This window comes from Sandarakinorhabdus cyanobacteriorum, from assembly GCF_002251755.1.
Classification (GTDB): domain Bacteria; phylum Pseudomonadota; class Alphaproteobacteria; order Sphingomonadales; family Sphingomonadaceae; genus Sandarakinorhabdus; species Sandarakinorhabdus cyanobacteriorum.
In genome coordinates this window covers 16,807-32,500 of the sequence record NZ_NOXT01000120.1, presented here as the reverse complement: position 1 = coordinate 32,500, position 15,694 = coordinate 16,807, and the positions used below count along the sequence as shown (strand labels likewise).

The following is a 15,694-nucleotide window of genomic DNA, read 5'->3' as shown; positions in this document are numbered from 1 at the left end:
CCGATCTGACCATCGGCGGCGACTTCGCCGACGGCAAGGGCAATGCCGTGGTCTCGCTGGGTTACCAGAAGGCCGATCCGGTGTTTCAGGGCAACCGTGACATTTCCATCAACGGTATCTCGAGCTTCACCGGCAACGCCGGCGCGGGCTCGCCGACCTCGGTTCCGGCTCGTCTGTTCGGCATGCGTCCGCTCGACGCCAATGGCCGTCCGGTCACCGACCCGACCGTTGCCAACATCGGCAACACCCAGGTGGCCCCGGATGGCAGCCGCGCCATTCCGTTCTACCAGGACTTCAACTTCAACCCGTTCAACATCTTCCAGACTCCGTTCGAGCGGTTCAACATGTTCGCCAAGGCGAACTATGAAATCACCGACAACATCGAAGTCTATGGCCGCGGCATGTTCTCCAAGAACACGGTGCGCACCATCATCGCGCCGTCGGGCCTGTTCGCGCAGACTGTGAACATCCCGCTGTCGAACCCCTTCATGAACGCCAACATCCGCAACCAGTATTGCGGCTTCAACACCACCCCGGGTGGCGTGAACGGCGTTCCGACCTACACGCCGCGCTTCACCCAGGCGGAGTGCGATCGCGCCGCCACGGCGACCAGCCCGACCGATCCGAACTACCGCACCGTGCGCGTGCCGGTGAGCCGTCGTACGGTTGAAGCCGGTACCCGTGACAGCGAATACACGACGACCCTGTTCGACTACACCGCCGGTTTCCGCGGCAAGCTGACCAACACCGTCGATTGGGACGTGTCGGCCAGCTATGGCCAGAGCGAGAACATCGAGCGCGCCACCGGTTACCTGATCACCGATCGCGTGCAGGAAGCCCTGCTGGCCACCAACCCGAACACCTGCTTGTCGGGCAACGCGCTCTGCGTGCCGTTGAACGTGTTCGGCCCGGCCGGCTCGATCACCCCGGCGATGGCTCGCTTCATCTCGGCTGACTCGACCACCCGCCGCACCACCTCGCTGACCCAGGTCCGCGGCCTGCTGTCGGGCGATCTGGGCGTTGGCATCGGCGATGCCGAGCCGATCGGCTTCGCCGTCGGTGCCGAATATCGCGACTATGCCGCGGCCGTGCTGCCGGATGACTTCTCGGAGCGTGGCGCTTTGGGCGGTGGCGGCGGTCCGACCCCGCGCGTCGAAGGTGGTTATGAAGTTCGCGAAGTCTATGGCGAAGTTATTGCCCCGCTGCTGCAGGGCAAGCCCTTCTTCGAGAACCTGACCCTCGAAGCCGGCGCCCGCTATTCGGACTACAAGGTCCGCGCTGCTGGCAACCCGAGCTTTGACGCCTTCACCTGGAAGGTCGGCGGCAACTGGGAAGTGACCAAGGGCTTCAAGATCCGCGGTAACTACAGCAAGGCCGTCCGCGCTCCGAACATCGGCGAACTCTTCTCGCCGGTGTCGCGTGGCCTGACCAACCTGGGCACCGATCCGTGCGCCGGTTCGGCTCCGGTCAACAACGCCAACCTGCGCGCGGTCTGCATCGCGCAGGGTGCGCCCGCCAACCTGATCGGCTTCATCGAGCAGCCGGCCGCCGGCCAGGCCAACGCCTATGGCGGTGGCAACCCGAACGTGCAGCCGGAAAAGGCCACCACCTGGACCATCGGTACGGTGATCCAGCCGGCGTTCGCGCCGGGCCTGGCCATCACGCTGGACTATTACAACATCGGCGTGACCGACGCGATCACCAGCCCGCTGCCGGGTGACTCGATCGCGGCCTGCTTTGCCAACCTGACGGCCGCCAGCGCCGCCAGCGCCGCCTGCCGCGCCATCCAGCGCAACCCGGACACGGGTTCGTTTGATGGTGAGTCGAACGGCCTGCCCCGTCCGCTGTCCAACCTCGGTCGCCTGAAGACCGACGGTCTGGACTTCAACGTCAGCTACTCGACCGATCTGGGCTTCGCCAAGCTGGGCGTGAACGGCAACGTGAACTACACGTTCCGCTCGCTGTTCCAGGCCACCCCGACGGACATCAACCGTGAGTGCGTGGGCTACTTCAGCCCGAACTGCTCTTTCACGGGCTCGATCCAGCCGAAGTGGCAGTCGTCGCTGCGCACCACCCTGAGCTTCGACCTGGTCGATGTCTCGGTGCTGTGGCGTCACATCGACAGCGTGATCCAGGAACCGCTGAACGCGGCGCCGCTGGCTCAGGGCGGTGATGCCGCTCCGTTCTTCGCGCCGTTCCGTCGCATCCGGGCTTATGATTATTTCGATCTGACCGGCCGCTTCAACATCAGCGACAACCTGACCCTGCTGATGACCGTCAACAACCTGTTCGACACCAAGCCGCCGCTCGTCGGCAACGCGGCTGGTGCGACCGCCTTCAACAGCGGCAACACCTTCCCGTCGACCTACGACGCGCTGGGCCGCCGCTACACCGTGCAGGTCAACGTCCGCTTCTGATCGGACGCCCTGTCGGGCCAAGCAAGGAAAAGGGCGGGTGGAAACACCCGCCCTTTTTCTGTCTGGACCAGTGCGCGTGGACTGTCGTCAGCCGGCTCCCGGCCAGCCGCAAGGCCCCGGCGGCGCGGCTGCACCGACCTGTTCCGTTGCGTCCGTTGGGTGGATCAGCCCAGCAAGGGCTGCGGCAGTTGCAACGGCACCCCGGCGGCCTTGGCCACCGCGTCCGTCCAGATCGCCACCTTCTCGATTTCTTCCTGGTGCGCGGCTTCGGCGGCGCGCTCCTTGGCCCGGTCCTCGCTGGTGAAGGCCTGGCCGAATTTGCTGTGCCGGGAAAAGATCGGGCCGGCCACGATCGCTTCGGCATCCAGCGGCACATCGAACAGCCGGGCCAGCGCAGCCATCGCGGCGGCAGGGCTGGCCAGCAGCTGATCGGAATCAAGGCAGCGCACCTGGGGACCAAACTGCGCCGCCATGCGGGCGAACAGCGCGTGCTGCGCCAGCCAACCCATCGCAGCGATCTGCAGATCGGTCTGCTGCAGATAATCCTCTCCGCTATAGCCGAAGCCATGCAGGCCCTGCTTCAACTGCTTGACCAGCAGTTCCCGCACCCAACGCCGGCCATCCATGCCCTTGCGGGCCACCGATCCCAGAAACACCCGCAGCGGCGCATGCAGCAGCAAGGCGCGCGACTTCGGCCGAAACTGCAACATCAGCGGCGCCATGGCGTTGCAGACATTGCTTGGCTTGATCACCACCGCCTCGCCAGGGCCAAACGGCCGTTCCAGCAGACGCAGGGCGCCATCCAGCACCCCCGCAATCTGCCGGCCATCGCCGCCCCGCAACTGCCAACCGATCAGATCGTTGAGGATCACCGGTTCCTTCAGGCCCATGGCCAGCCCGGGGGCATCAAAGGCCCGCGCCAGCAGGGTGGAACAGCAAAAGGCGCTGTGCAGCACGAAGTGCAGCGGCGCTGCTGGTCCGGCCTGGGCGAGCGCAGCGGCCCGGCCGACGATTCGCGGCGTGGCTGCGCCCAGATACTCGTCGGTCAGGAAGGTGGCGGCGCCATGCGCGGCGCGCGGCGTGTGCCGAAAATGCACCGCATCCTGCGCCGGATCATAACGGTGCGGCAGCCAGAGCGGATCGGATGCGATGGTGGACACTTTGCCGATTTGACGCGGCCGCCGGGAAAGTGCAATCCCTCGGCGTGAGGGCTCACCACCGGTCGTGCCCCCACGACCGCAATCGAAGGAAGACCGATATGCGTATGGCCGTGATTGCCGCATTGGCAGCCCCTGTCGCCGCCCAAACCGCTGCCGCTCCGGCGGCGGCCCCAGCCGCTGCACCCGCGGCCGTCGACAAGTCGCAGGAAGTGATTTGCAAGCGTGACAAGGAAACCGGCAGCCTGGTCAAGGCCCGCCGCACCTGCCTGACGCGCCAGCAATGGGCCTATGTGCAGGACACCAACCAGCAGTTTGCGCGTGACCTGAACAATTCGACGATGAGCCGCCCCGGCAGCCAATAAGCCTGCTGGCGCCGTGACACCGAACGACCCCGAGAAGGCGGCGCTGGAACGCACGGCGCAGGCCGGCATTGCCGCGTTGCAGCGCGGCGACGGTGCCGCCGCCCGGCGGGCGTTCGAAACCATTGTCGCCAGCGGCCGCGCAACCGTGCAGATCTGGCTGTGGCTGGCACAGGCCTGCGATCTGCTGGACGACCGGGCCGCCGTGATGGCGCATGTCGCGCGCGTGGTCGCCGATGATCCCACCAACCCCTATGCGCTGGTGATGGCCGGCGAAGTGCAGACCCGCAGCGGCAATGACCGTGCCGCCATCGGCTGGTATGAGCGGGCGCTGAGTGCCGCCAATGGCCGGCAACTGCCGCCCGACCTCATCGCGCGCCTCAATCGCGCCGCCGCCGCCCGCGAAGCCGCCTTGGCGCGTTTCGAAGCCGATATGCACGGCGCGTTGAGCAGTGCCGGCATCGATGCCCATGCCACGGGCCCGCGCTTTGCCGAGGCGCTGCAGATCGTGACGGGCCGCAGCCAGCCCTATTTGCAGCAGCCAACCAGCTTTTATTATCCGCGCCTGCCGCAAATCCCCTTCTATGACCCGGCAGACTTTGCCTGGACGCGCACCCTGGCGGATGCGCTGCCGGCGATCCGGGCCGAGGCCGAAGCCGTGCTGGCGCGCGGCGATGGCATCGCGCCTTATGTGGAGGCCGATCCGGACCGGCCCAACAAGGGCCACGCTTTGCTGGCCGATGCCCGCTGGAGCGCCTTTCACCTGTTCCACGAAGGCCAGCCCATCGCCGATCATGCCGCGCGCTGCCCGGCCACGATGGCAGCGCTGAGCGCGGCACCGCTGCCGCGCATTGCCGGCACCGCGCCAATGGCGCTGTTTTCCATCCTGGCCCCCCACACCCATATCCCGCCGCATCACGGCATGCTGAACACCCGGCTGATCTGCCACCTGCCGCTGATCGTGCCGGATGGGTGCCGCCTGCGCGTGGGTGCCGAAACCCGCACGGTGCGCGCCGGCGAGGTGCTGTTGTTCGACGATTCGATCGAGCACGAGGCCTGGAACGACAGCGACGCCCCGCGCGCCATCCTGCTGTTCGAGGTGTGGCGGCCGGAGTTGAGCGAAGCCGAACGCCGCGCTCTTTCGGTGATGTTCGAAAGCGTCGCCGCCTACACGCCTGATCAGGGTTAAGTCGGGATGAGCGCCAGCTTCCCGTCGCCTTCGTCCACCTTCACCGTGCTGCCATCGGGCACCTGGCCCGACAGGATCAGTTCGGCCAGCGGATCCTGCAGATGCTTCTGCACGGTGCGCTTCAGCGGCCGCGCGCCATAGACCGGATCATAACCCACCCGCGCCAGCCAGCGCCGGGCGGCGTCGGTCAGTTCCAGCACCACCTTGCGGCCCTTCAACAGCTCGGCGACGCGCTTGACCTGGATGTCGACAATCGGCGCCATCGCCGATTGGCCCAGGCGCTGGAACAGCACGATCTCGTCCAGCCGGTTGAGGAATTCGGGGCGGAAATGCCCGCGCACCACCTCCATCACCTGCGGTTCGGCATCGGCCACCGGCGCGCCATCGGGCAGGGCGGCGATATACTGGCTGCCAAGGTTGCTGGTCAGGATGATCAGCGTGTTGGTGAAATCCACGGTGCGGCCCTGGCCATCGGTGAGCCGGCCATCGTCGAGCACCTGCAGCAGCACGTTGAACACATCGCCGTGCGCCTTCTCCACCTCGTCAAACAGCACCACCTGATAGGGCCGACGCCGCACCGCTTCGGTGAGCACGCCGCCTTCCTCATAGCCGACATAGCCCGGAGGCGCGCCGATCAGCCGGGCGACGCTGTGCTTTTCCATGAACTCCGACATGTCGAGCCGCACCATGGCGCGCGGATCATCGAACAGGAACTGGGCCAGTGCCTTGGTCAACTCGGTCTTGCCGACGCCGGTGGGGCCGAGGAACAGGAAGCTGCCCAGCGGGCGATTGGGATCCTGCAGGCCGGCACGCGCCCGGCGCACCGCACTGGAAACCGCCTTCACTGCCGCATCCTGGCCGATCACCTGGGCGGCCAAAATGCTCTCCATCTTCAGCAGCTTCTCGCGCTCGCCTTCCAGCATCCGGTCCACGGGAATGCCGGTCCAGCGGCTGACGACGGCAGCGATGTCGTCGCTGGTCACCTCCTCGCGCACCATGGCGGCCTGGGTGGCCTGCTCGGCCTCGGCCAGCTGGCGCTCCAGCTCCGGGATGCGGCTGTAGGTCAGCTCGCCGGCCTTGGCGTAATCGCCGGCACGCTGGGCCTGTTCCACCACCAGCCGGGCGGCGTCCAGCTGCTCCTTGATCCGCGTCGCGCCGGCCAGCTTTTCCTTTTCGGCCTGCCAGCGCAGGGTGAGCGCGTTGGACTCTTCCTCGAGCCCGGCCAGCTCCTCGTTCAGCGCATGCAGCCGCTCTTTCGAGGCGGCATCGGTCTCGCGCTCCAGCGCCGCCGCCTCGATCTTGAGCTGGATGATGCGGCGGTCGAGCGCCTCGATCTCCTCGGGCTTGCTCTCCACTTCCATGCGCAGCCGGCTGGCGGCCTCGTCCATCAGGTCGATCGCCTTGTCGGGCAGGAACCGGTCAGCGATGTAGCGGTTGGAGAGGGTGGCGGCCGCCACGATGGCGCCATCGGTGATGCGCACGCCGTGGTGCAGCTCATATTTTTCCTTCAGGCCGCGCAGGATGGAGATGCTGTCCTCCACCGTCGGCTCGCCCACCACCACCGGCTGGAAGCGGCGCTCCAGCGCCGGGTCCTTCTCCACATACTTACGATATTCATCCAGCGTGGTGGCGCCGATGCAGTGCAGCTCACCGCGGGCCAGCGCCGGCTTCAAGAGGTTGGAGGCGTCCATGGCGCCATCGGCCTTGCCGGCACCAACCAGCGTGTGCATCTCGTCGATGAACAGCACGACATCGCTGCCTTCGGAGCGCACCTCGTCGAGCACGCCCTTCAGCCGCTCCTCGAACTCGCCGCGATACTTGGCCCCGGCGATCAGCGCGCCCATGTCGAGCGCCATCAGCCGCTTGTCCTTCAGGCCATCGGGCACGTCACCGTTGGCGATGCGCAGGGCGAGACCTTCGGCGATGGCGGTCTTGCCGACGCCGGGTTCGCCGATCAGCACCGGGTTGTTCTTGGTGCGGCGGGCCAGCACCTGGATGGTGCGGCGGATTTCCTCATCGCGGCCGATCACCGGGTCCAGCTTGCCGGCCCGGGCCGCCTCGGTCAGGTCGCGGGCGAATTTCTTCAGCGCCTCGAAACTGTCCTCGGCGCCGGCGCTGTCGGCCGTGCGACCGCGGCGCACGCTGCTGATGGCATCGTTCAGCGCCTGTGGCGTCACCCCGGCGGCCTTCAGCGCCTTGCCGGCTTCGGTGGTATTGGAAAGCGCCAGCGCCACCAGCAGCCGTTCCACGGTGACGAAACTGTCGCCCACCTTGGCGGCGATCTGTTCGGCGGCGTCGAGCACGCGCACCGTGTCATTGTCCCACGCCAGGCTCTGGGCGCCGCTGCCCGAAACCTGGGCGATCTTGGCCAGCGCCTGATCGGTCAATTGCAGGGCGGTGGCCGGGGTGCCACCGGCCGCCTTGATCAGGCCGGAGCACAGGCCCTGCTCATCCTCCAGCAGCGCCTTCAGCAGATGTCCGGGCGCCACGCGCTGATGGCTGTTGCGAATGGCGACCGTTTGCGCCGACTGCAGAAAGCCCTTGGCGCGATCGGTGAATTTTTCGAGGTTCATGGGGCCACGTCTCCTGTTCAGACAGGATATGGTGTGGCTTTATGGCAACACAAGTGTGCGCCCTGCGAAAAGTTGAGCCTGAAAAGTTCAGCGCGGGCGCAGCCAATCAAACACCAGCCCGCCAAAGGCGCCGGCAAAGCAGAACATCAGAAAGCCATCGGTGCCACGCGCGCCGGCCAGCGGGGTCATCTGGAACTGCAGATGCATCAATCCCAGGGCAGCGGCCACCGCGCTTGCACCGGCCAGCGGCCAGGCAATGGGCGCCAGCAGCGGCAGCCGTGGTTTCAGCCAGGACGCCGCGGCAAAGCCCAGCGCCAGCGCAATGCCGAACACCATCAGCACCGGCACGGCCATGCCGATCAGATCGGCAATCGCGGTTTCAGCGGCAAGGCCGGGCGGGATATCGACACCCAGATCCACGAGGCCGGCCTGCACCTGCCAGCTCTGGATCAGGCAGGCCAACACGGTGGTCGACAGAACGGCGGTTGCCCAAGCCGGACCCACCTTGACCATTTCCTTGCCGCGCATTGGCGATAACCCTGTTCTCAAGTCGCCAACTTAGGCCATGATGCCCCCTGCTGATAGGGAATGAATCGTGAAGCTGTCAACCTCTTTTCAATCTTTATTAATAGCCTTGATGCTGATCACACCGGCCAGCGCCGAACATGTGACGGAAATCGCCCGTGGTCTTGATCATCCATGGAGCATCGCCTTCCTGCCGGGCGGCACCGATGTGCTGGTGACGCTGCGGTCCGGCCAGCTGCTGAAACTGGCGCCCGGCCAGGCGCCACAGGCCATTGCCGGGGTGCCGCAGGTGTTCCACGCCGGGCAGGGCGGGCTGTTCGACGTGCTGCTGCACCCGAAATTTGCCGACAATCATCTTCTCTATCTTTCCTATGCCGGTGGCACCAAGGCCGCGAACCAGACCCGCATTGCCCGCGCCAGGCTGGATGGTGGCCGGCTGGTGGAGGTGCAGACGATCTTCCGGGTGATGCCGACCAAGGACACGCCGGTGCATTTCGGCGGGCGCATGGCGTGGCTGCCGGATGGCAGCCTGGTGATGACGACCGGTGACGGCTTTGATTATCGCGAACAGGCCCAGCGGCGGCAGTCCGGCCTGGGCAAGATCGTGCGGATCACCGCCGATGGCCGGCCGCTGTCGGGCAATCCCTTCGCGGCCGCCAAGGGAGCACAGGCCAGCATCTGGAGCTATGGCCACCGCAACCCCCAGGGCCTGGCGGTTGATGCGGTGACCGGGCGGCTGTGGGAACATGAGCATGGGCCGCAGGGCGGGGACGAGATCAACCTCATCGTCAAAGGCGGCAATTATGGCTGGCCGGTGGCCACCTTTGGCAAGGACTATAGCGGCGCGACGATCAGCCCCTTCCAGCGCTACCACGGCATGATCGATGGCCGGGTGGTGTGGGTGCCATCGATCGCGCCATCGGGCCTTGCCGTCTATCGCGGCCCGCTGTGGCCGGCCTGGGCCGGCGATCTGATCGTTGGCGCGCTGGCCGCGCAGGAAGTGCGCCGCATCGATGTCGACGCGGCCGGCCGGGTGGTGGGGCAAAGCCGCATCTTCCCCTCCATCCGGGCGCGCATCCGCGATGTGCGGGTGGCGCCCGATGGCGCGGTGTGGCTGACAACCGATGAGGAAAAGGGCCGGGTGCTGCGGGTGACGCCCTAGCAGGGCTTAGTGTGCCGTCCAGCCGCCGTCGATCACCAGTTCGGCACCGGTCATGTAGCGGCTGGCATCGCTGGCGAGGAACACCACGCCGGCGGCGATATCCTGGGGCTGGCCGGGATGGCCCACCGGCGCGCCGGCACCGATCAGGTTGACATCCAGGGCATTGGCGCCGGGCGGCACGGCATCGGGCACGGATGAGGCCAGCACGCCCGAGGTGTCGAGCTTTTGCCAGATTGGCGTGTCGATGATGCCGGGGTGGACGCTGTTGCAGCGGATGCCGTCGCGCATGGCGGCGCACTCCATCGCCACCGCCTTGCTGAGCAACCGCACCGCGCCCTTGCTGGCGCAATAGGCCGACATGCCGGCCGAGCCGCCCAGGCCGGCGACCGACGAGATGTTGATGATCGAACCGCCAACATGCCCATCGGGCCGCGGGCTGCGCATCGCCGGCAGCGCGTGCTTGATGCCCAGGAAGCAGCTGGTGACATTGATGTTCATCTGCCGGTTCCAGGTGTCGAGGCTGACATCGGTGATCAGCCCCGATGTGCCGATCCCGGCGTTGTTCACCAAGATGTCGAGCCGGCCATGGAGATCCATCACGCGCTTGATCAGCTCGGCCCAGCGGTCTTCCTCCACCACATCCTGGCCGCGGAAGCTTGCCTGGCCGCCGGCTGCCTCGATCATGGCAACGGTCTCGCGGCCGCCCGGCGCGTCGATGTCGGTGGCGAACACGATGGCGCCTTCGGCCGCCAGCGCGATGGCAGACGCGCGGCCGATGCCGCTGCCCGCGCCAGTCACAAAGGCCACCCGGCCGGTCAAGCTGCCCATGATCAATCTCCCCAGTTTGCTTGTGTCAGCATGGCCCAGGCCGGCGGCTTCGCCCACCCCTCAAATCCGGGGTTACGCAAAGACCCTGATCCGCAATCACCCGGATGAAAAAATTGAGGCAGATCAAAGAGCAGAGCCACCGGATCGGGGAGAAACCGGTCATCGCAAAACAACAGGGACGATGACAATGAAGATGCTGAACGCCACGGTCGCTGCGCTCGCAATGACCCTGGCCGCCACCCCGGCGCTGGCCGAAAAGGGCGATGTGCTGGTGCGCCTGCGGGCGATCACCGTGCAGCCGCAGGAAAAGGTTGGCCCGGTGCTGCCGACCTTCCCGACCAGCGGCGGCCGCATCACCAACGCCTATGCCCCCGAGGTCGATTTCACCTACATGCTGACCGACAATATCGGGGTGGAACTGATTGCGGCCACCACCAAGCATTGTGTGGAAGGCGGTGGATCACTGGCCGCTGTCGGCCGGCTGGCCTGCACCTGGGTGCTGCCCCCCACGCTGACGCTGCAATATCATTTCGCCCCCAAGGGCAAGGTGCACCCCTATGTCGGCGCCGGTGTGAATTGGACGATGTTCTACAACGAAAAGGCCTCGAGCCAGCTCACCACCGCTATCGGGGCGACCAATGTGAACCTGTCCAACAGCTGGGGCTTTGCCCTGCAGGCCGGGGTGGATTTTGACCTGAACGAGAAGGTGTTCGTCAACCTCGACGTCAAATATGTCGACATGGATACCAACGCCCGGCTGACCACGGGCGCGCTGGTCAACAACCTGAAGGCCGACATCAACCCGCTGATCGTTGGCGTGGGTGTCGGCTGGCGCTTCTGATTGCACCTCTCTCCCCGATGCCGGCCCTCTCCCGACATGCCGGCATCACCTCCACCGGCCCGGTCTTGCACCCTGCAAGGCCGGGCCGGCTGCGGTTCAAAGGCCGCTGATGCCGCCCCAGGCGCCGGCGATCAGCAGAACGAAGGTGGGCAGCATGGTGAGGGCAAAGCCGAGGCTGCGCTTGGCTGGGTCGCGATAATAGGTGACGGCAAAGATGATGCGGCCCAGGCTCCACACCAGAGCCAGCGATCCGGCCACCAGATCGCCCAAGACGGGCACGCCGATGATGAACGCGGGCACGAACCACACCAATTGTTCCACCGTGTTCATCTGCACGCGGTAGCGCTTGTCGAATTCGGGGTGGCCGCCCGATTGCGGGGCCGGCACGCCATAGGTGCCGCGCGCCCGGCCAACATTCAGCGTGATCCAGAAATAGACCATCAGGGCCAGCACCAGCGCCAGCGTGGTGATCGGATAGGCTGCAAGCATCGTCGTCTCCCCTGTTGTCAATTGCCCAATGCCGCCTTCGCCGCCGCTGCCCCGCCCACCACGGGGATGGCGATATGGCTGGGCCGCACCGCATCGCGCCACACGCCCTGGGTGGCCTTCACATAATCCTTTGATTGGGCGTGGAAAATATTGGGCACAAAGGTCTGCGGGTTGCGGTCATACAGTGGGAACCAGCTCGACTGCACCTGCACCATCAACCGGTGGCCAGCGGGGATGACATGGTTCACCCCCGGCAGCAGGAAGCGGTAGCGTTCGGCCTTGCCCGGTGTCAGCGGGCCCGGCGTGTCGAACCCCTTCACGTAACGGCCGCGGAAAATCTCCATGCCGATGCCCAGTTGCAGGCCCGCCAGTTCGGGCTTGTCACTGTTTTCCTCAGGGAACACGTCGATCAGTTTTACCACCCAGTCGCTGTCGGTGCCGGAAGTGCTGGCAAACAGATTGGCCTCGGGCTGGCCATGGATCTGCAGTGGCGCCTGCAGCGGCGCGGAGACATAGGCGACCACATCGGGACGGGTGCTGGCGTGGCGCTGGTCGCTGACCAGCCAGGCGCCCCACATGGGCCGGTCGCGCATGTTCACCGGAACCGGCACGAACGGCACCGGGTGCGCCGGGTCAGAGACATAGTCATCATGGGCGGACTTGGCCGCCGGGGCATTGAGTGACAGGCTGAACCGGTCATCGAGATAGAGATTGACCGTTTCCCCGGCCGGGAAGCGGTCATGCCGTTCCCAGCGGTCGGCCCCCACCGCATAGGTGAGCACTGGCGGCGCATCAAACGGCTTGGCGTTGGCGCGCAAGTGGCTGTCAAGAAACGGTTTCATCACATCGCGGCGGAACTGCAGGCCGGTATCGCCAGCAAAGCGAAGCACGCCGAGCGATGAGCCGTCATAGTTCACGCCCGAATGCCGCCACGGCCCGATGACGAGGGACAGCAGCTTGTTGTCCTTGTCCTTGGGTTCCAGCGCGCGATAGACGGCCGGTGCGCCATAACTGTCTTCCTGGTCCCACTGGCCCACCACCAGCATGGTCGGCACGGTCAGCGGGCGACCGCCAAGAATCTTGTCGAGCGCCTGGCCCTGCCACCAGCTGTCATAGGCCGGGTGTTCCATCAGCTTCCTGACGCCAGGCAATTGATCCAGGCCGTATTTTTCGACATAGGCCCCGGCCGATCCGGCGGCCAGATATTCGGCATAATAGTCGCGGCGTCCCATGGCGACCGGGTCGCCATCGTTCTTGCTGGCGGTCTGGCCGGTGAAATAATCCAGCATGGTCTGGCGGAAGGCGCCGTTGTGAAACCAGTCATCGCCTATCCAGCCATCGACCATGGGGGACATCGGCACCGCGGCCTTCAGCGCCGGGTGGGGATCAACCAGCGCCATCAGGCTGGTGAAACCGGGATAGGATGATCCAGTGATAGCAACATTGCCATTGGATTCCTTGACGTTTTTTACCAGCCAGTCGATCGTGTCATAGGCATCGGTGCTGTGATCGACCGGCGTGGGGTTGAGCGGGCCCTTCAGGGGCCGCGTCATCACATAATCGCCTTCGGATTTGTTGCGGCCGCGCACGTCCTGATAGACGCGGATATAGCCGTCCGTCACGAATTCGCGGTCGGAAACCGGAAGGATTTCCGTGATTTGCTGGCTGGGATTGCGCGACGTGTTGCGCGCCGCGTTGTAGACGGTGCGGGTGAGCAGGATCGGTCCGTCCTGCGTGCCCTTCTTCATCACGATGACGGTGTAGAGCTTCACCCCGTCGCGCATCGGGATCATCACTTCGCGGCGAATATAGTCCGCTTCTGCGGTCACCGCGTTGAATGGCGTGCCGATATCGGGCGTCATGGTGGCTGTTTGGGCCGTTGCGGTGCCCGCCATCAGCAGGGCGGTGACCAAAATCGCGCGTTTCATGTCCGGGCCTCTCCTCCGGCTGTGTTCATGGCCTGTTGTCACCGTGCTTGGCAATGGCATAACCAGAGGCATCACAGCCATGAAGGGATCGGGCGATGCGGGCAGGTGCGGCGATGATGCTGCTGATGGCAGCCGGGGCGGCAACAGCGGCCGACAAGCCGCAGAAGCCGCCCAAGGCGCCGCCGGCAGTCGTGCAGAAGCTGCTGGACTGCCGCAGCATCGCCGATGCCGGCCAGCGGCTGGCCTGTTTCGATGCCGGCGTGGCGGCCCTGGCCAGCGGCGTTGAAAAGCGCGAGGTGCTGGTGGCCGACAAGGAGGATGTGAAGCAGGCCAAGCGCAGCCTGTTCGGGCTGGCGCTGCCCAGCTTCAACCTGTTCGGGAAAGGCGATGATGATGAAAAGTCCGACGAGCGCGGCGCACTGACCGAAATCGAGGCGGTGATCAGCGCGGCCCGCCAGGCCCGCCCCGGGTTCTGGAGCTTCACGCTGGACGATGGCAGCACCTGGGTGATGACCGAGGCCAAGTCCATGCGCCACGATCCCCGCGCCGGCATGAAGGTGCGCATCCGCCGTGCCGCGATGGGCAGTTATCTGGCCAATGTCGATGGCCAGATCGCGATCCGGGTGCGGCGGGTGAACGAATGATCCGGTTCAGCGGTTGCGGAACCAGCCGGTGATGGCATAGCGGCCAAGCGGCGCAAACGGCGGCACCAGCCCGACATTGTGGCGCATCGGCACCAGAAACAGGTTCAATGTGTTGAAGCGCGGCATGAAGCCGGCGGTGATGTTGCCGGCATCATCCATGAAATTGAGATAGCCGCCCCAATCGGGTTTCCAATCCTTGGTGAGGTTGAGGACATAGGCCAGCCGCCGCCCTTCCTGCACAACCAGATCATCATGTTCCGTCAGGAAATGCCCGCCGGCATAAAGCGTGGCCTGGGCATCGGCGCGGATGATGTCGTCGGCGCCCGAAACCGTGCGGGCAAAGTCGAGCGCGGCCGGGCCGTTGATCTCCTCCAGCAGCTGGTACAGCGGGTGGCCGGGATGCCATTGCTGGGCATAGGCTTCGACCAGCGGATATTGGCCATAGAGGAAACCAAAGCGCCCGCCGCCAGCGGCACTGGCGGCGCCATTGCCCATCCGGGCCTTTTGGTCCGGCGGCAGGCTGCGCAGCTGTTCGGGGCGCACATGCTGGCCGCCCGGCTGGCCATCGCCGGCCCAGGCAAGGCCAAATTGCGTCTGGTGGCGCAGCACCTGCCACAGGGTTTCCGCCGCTTCCGGCACCAGCGCCTGTTCCACCTGCACCAGGCGGTTGGCCTTCAGGCTGGCCGCGATGGCGGCCCGGTCAAGCGCCGGGTTGAGCGCGAACAGCGTTGGCGCCGCCATCATCGCCCGGCCTGATCGATGCGCGGCGGCATTGGCGGCAGCAAGGGCTGGGGATCGACCTTCACGCCATGCCAGGTCATGCCCCAGTGCAGGTGCGGCCCGGTGGAGCGGCCGGTGGTGCCGATGCGGCCAATCTCCTGCCCCTGCGCGACGATATCCCCCTGTTTCACCAGGATGCGCGACAGGTGCAGGAAGGCCGAATGCAGGCCCTGGCCGTGATCGAGGATGATGATATTGCCTTCCAGGCTGAACGGCCCGTCGCTGGCCAGCCGCACGATGCCGGGGATGGGCGCCTTGACGATCGTGCCGTGCGGGGCGGCGATGTCGAGCCCGGCATGGAAGGCCGCGGCCACCTTGCCATAGATGCGCTGCGATCCGAACACGCCCGAAATGCGGCCCGTCGCCGGCCACTGGAATGGCGTCTGCCAGAAGGGCCAGGGCGTGGTTTCGGCGCGGGCCGCCTTGATTGCGTCTGTCTCCGCCTTGCGCAGCGCTTCCCAGGCCGGGTTGGGCGCGGCGGTGGGGTTCTGGTTGACCAGCCGCGCCGGCAGGCGATCAATGTCCCACGTGCCTTCGCTGATGATCAGCGTGCGGCTGGCGCTGCGGCCATCGGGTGTCACCCAGGTGAGGCGGCGGCTGCCGGTGGCATCGCGATCAATGCCCAGCATATAATGGCCATTGGCGGTGAGGGTGACGGGCACCGCATCGATGGCAAGCAGGCGGCTGCCGGCGGGCAGCGTGCCGCGCAGCAATTCGCCCTGTCGCGCCACCAAAGGTTCGGCCACCACCAGCGGCAGCGGGCTGGCGGCGGCCACGATGGCGGCCCCGGCCACAAGCA

General features: G+C 66.0%; 14 protein-coding genes (1 of these 14 cut by a window edge). 6 read left to right on the top strand and 8 right to left on the bottom strand.

The annotated features are described in order from the left end of the window. Positions 1 to 2,417: the 3' portion of a TonB-dependent receptor domain-containing protein gene (locus CHU93_RS12495; protein WP_341476584.1), read on the top strand. 622 nt of this gene lie to the left of the window's left edge; only the last 2,417 of its 3,039 coding nucleotides appear in the window; its start codon lies off the left edge, out of view; its stop codon occupies positions 2,415 to 2,417. Positions 2,418 to 2,581: 164 nt separating this feature from the next. On the opposite strand, the gene CHU93_RS12490 is transcribed toward CHU93_RS12495, so the two are convergent. Further along, entirely contained in the window at positions 2,582 to 3,577 is a 996-nt protein-coding gene (locus CHU93_RS12490) for a hypothetical protein (protein WP_243375645.1), read from the bottom strand. A gap of 98 nt (positions 3,578 to 3,675) precedes the next feature. Here CHU93_RS12490 and CHU93_RS12485 point away from each other — a divergent pair, with 98 nt between their 5' ends. After that, entirely contained in the window at positions 3,676 to 3,939 is a 264-nt protein-coding gene (locus CHU93_RS12485) for a hypothetical protein (RefSeq protein ID WP_133064398.1), read from the top strand. A gap of 13 nt (positions 3,940 to 3,952) precedes the next feature. Next, complete coding sequence (locus CHU93_RS12480; protein WP_094474502.1) at positions 3,953 to 5,125, top strand: aspartyl/asparaginyl beta-hydroxylase domain-containing protein; 1,173 nt, start codon at positions 3,953 to 3,955, stop codon at positions 5,123 to 5,125. Here the strand turns inward: CHU93_RS12480 and clpB are convergent. Together clpB and CHU93_RS12470 are read right to left on the bottom strand one after the other, a co-directional pair. Further along, positions 5,122 to 7,698 (bottom strand): ATP-dependent chaperone ClpB, encoded by a 2,577-nt coding sequence (gene clpB / locus CHU93_RS12475; protein ID WP_094474500.1) that lies wholly within the window; start codon positions 7,696 to 7,698, stop codon positions 5,122 to 5,124. The genes CHU93_RS12480 and clpB overlap by 4 nt on opposite strands. A gap of 87 nt (positions 7,699 to 7,785) precedes the next feature. Then, the gene (locus tag CHU93_RS12470; protein ID WP_133064397.1) at positions 7,786 to 8,211 is read right to left on the bottom strand and encodes a hypothetical protein; all 426 of its coding nucleotides are present in this window, start codon (positions 8,209 to 8,211) and stop codon (positions 7,786 to 7,788) included. Positions 8,212 to 8,335: 124 nt separating this feature from the next. Between CHU93_RS12470 and CHU93_RS12465 the strand changes: the two genes are divergently transcribed. Next, positions 8,336 to 9,385, top strand: coding sequence for a PQQ-dependent sugar dehydrogenase (locus CHU93_RS12465; protein WP_243375642.1), 1,050 nt, complete (start codon positions 8,336 to 8,338; stop codon positions 9,383 to 9,385). 6 nt (positions 9,386 to 9,391) lie between these two features. On the opposite strand, the gene CHU93_RS12460 is transcribed toward CHU93_RS12465, so the two are convergent. Then, on the bottom strand, positions 9,392 to 10,213 hold the full coding sequence (locus CHU93_RS12460; protein ID WP_094474592.1) for an SDR family NAD(P)-dependent oxidoreductase: 822 nt from the start codon (positions 10,211 to 10,213) through the stop codon (positions 9,392 to 9,394). Positions 10,214 to 10,394: 181 nt separating this feature from the next. Here CHU93_RS12460 and CHU93_RS12455 point away from each other — a divergent pair, with 181 nt between their 5' ends. Then, complete coding sequence (locus CHU93_RS12455) at positions 10,395 to 11,054, top strand: OmpW/AlkL family protein (RefSeq protein ID WP_094474498.1); 660 nt, start codon at positions 10,395 to 10,397, stop codon at positions 11,052 to 11,054. Between the two features lie 96 nt (positions 11,055 to 11,150). Here the strand turns inward: CHU93_RS12455 and CHU93_RS12450 are convergent, their stop codons facing one another. Together CHU93_RS12450 and CHU93_RS12445 are read right to left on the bottom strand one after the other, a co-directional pair. Next, positions 11,151 to 11,543, bottom strand: coding sequence for an MAPEG family protein (locus CHU93_RS12450; RefSeq protein ID WP_094474496.1), 393 nt, complete (start codon positions 11,541 to 11,543; stop codon positions 11,151 to 11,153). A gap of 17 nt (positions 11,544 to 11,560) precedes the next feature. After that, complete coding sequence (locus tag CHU93_RS12445) at positions 11,561 to 13,471, bottom strand: CocE/NonD family hydrolase (protein WP_094474494.1); 1,911 nt, start codon at positions 13,469 to 13,471, stop codon at positions 11,561 to 11,563. Positions 13,472 to 13,566: 95 nt separating this feature from the next. On the opposite strand from CHU93_RS12445, the gene CHU93_RS12440 reads away from it, so the two are divergent. Continuing rightward, positions 13,567 to 14,115, top strand: coding sequence for a hypothetical protein (locus CHU93_RS12440; protein ID WP_165768725.1), 549 nt, complete (start codon positions 13,567 to 13,569; stop codon positions 14,113 to 14,115). A gap of 6 nt (positions 14,116 to 14,121) precedes the next feature. Here the strand turns inward: CHU93_RS12440 and CHU93_RS12435 are convergent, their stop codons facing one another. Beyond that, the gene (locus tag CHU93_RS12435; RefSeq protein ID WP_094474490.1) at positions 14,122 to 14,859 is read right to left on the bottom strand and encodes a 2OG-Fe(II) oxygenase; all 738 of its coding nucleotides are present in this window, start codon (positions 14,857 to 14,859) and stop codon (positions 14,122 to 14,124) included. Beyond that, the gene (locus CHU93_RS12430; RefSeq protein ID WP_243375640.1) at positions 14,856 to 15,671 is read right to left on the bottom strand and encodes a M23 family metallopeptidase; all 816 of its coding nucleotides are present in this window, start codon (positions 15,669 to 15,671) and stop codon (positions 14,856 to 14,858) included. Before CHU93_RS12430 ends, CHU93_RS12435 begins: the two co-directional genes overlap by 4 nt. Positions 15,672 to 15,694: the final 23 nt, after the last annotated feature.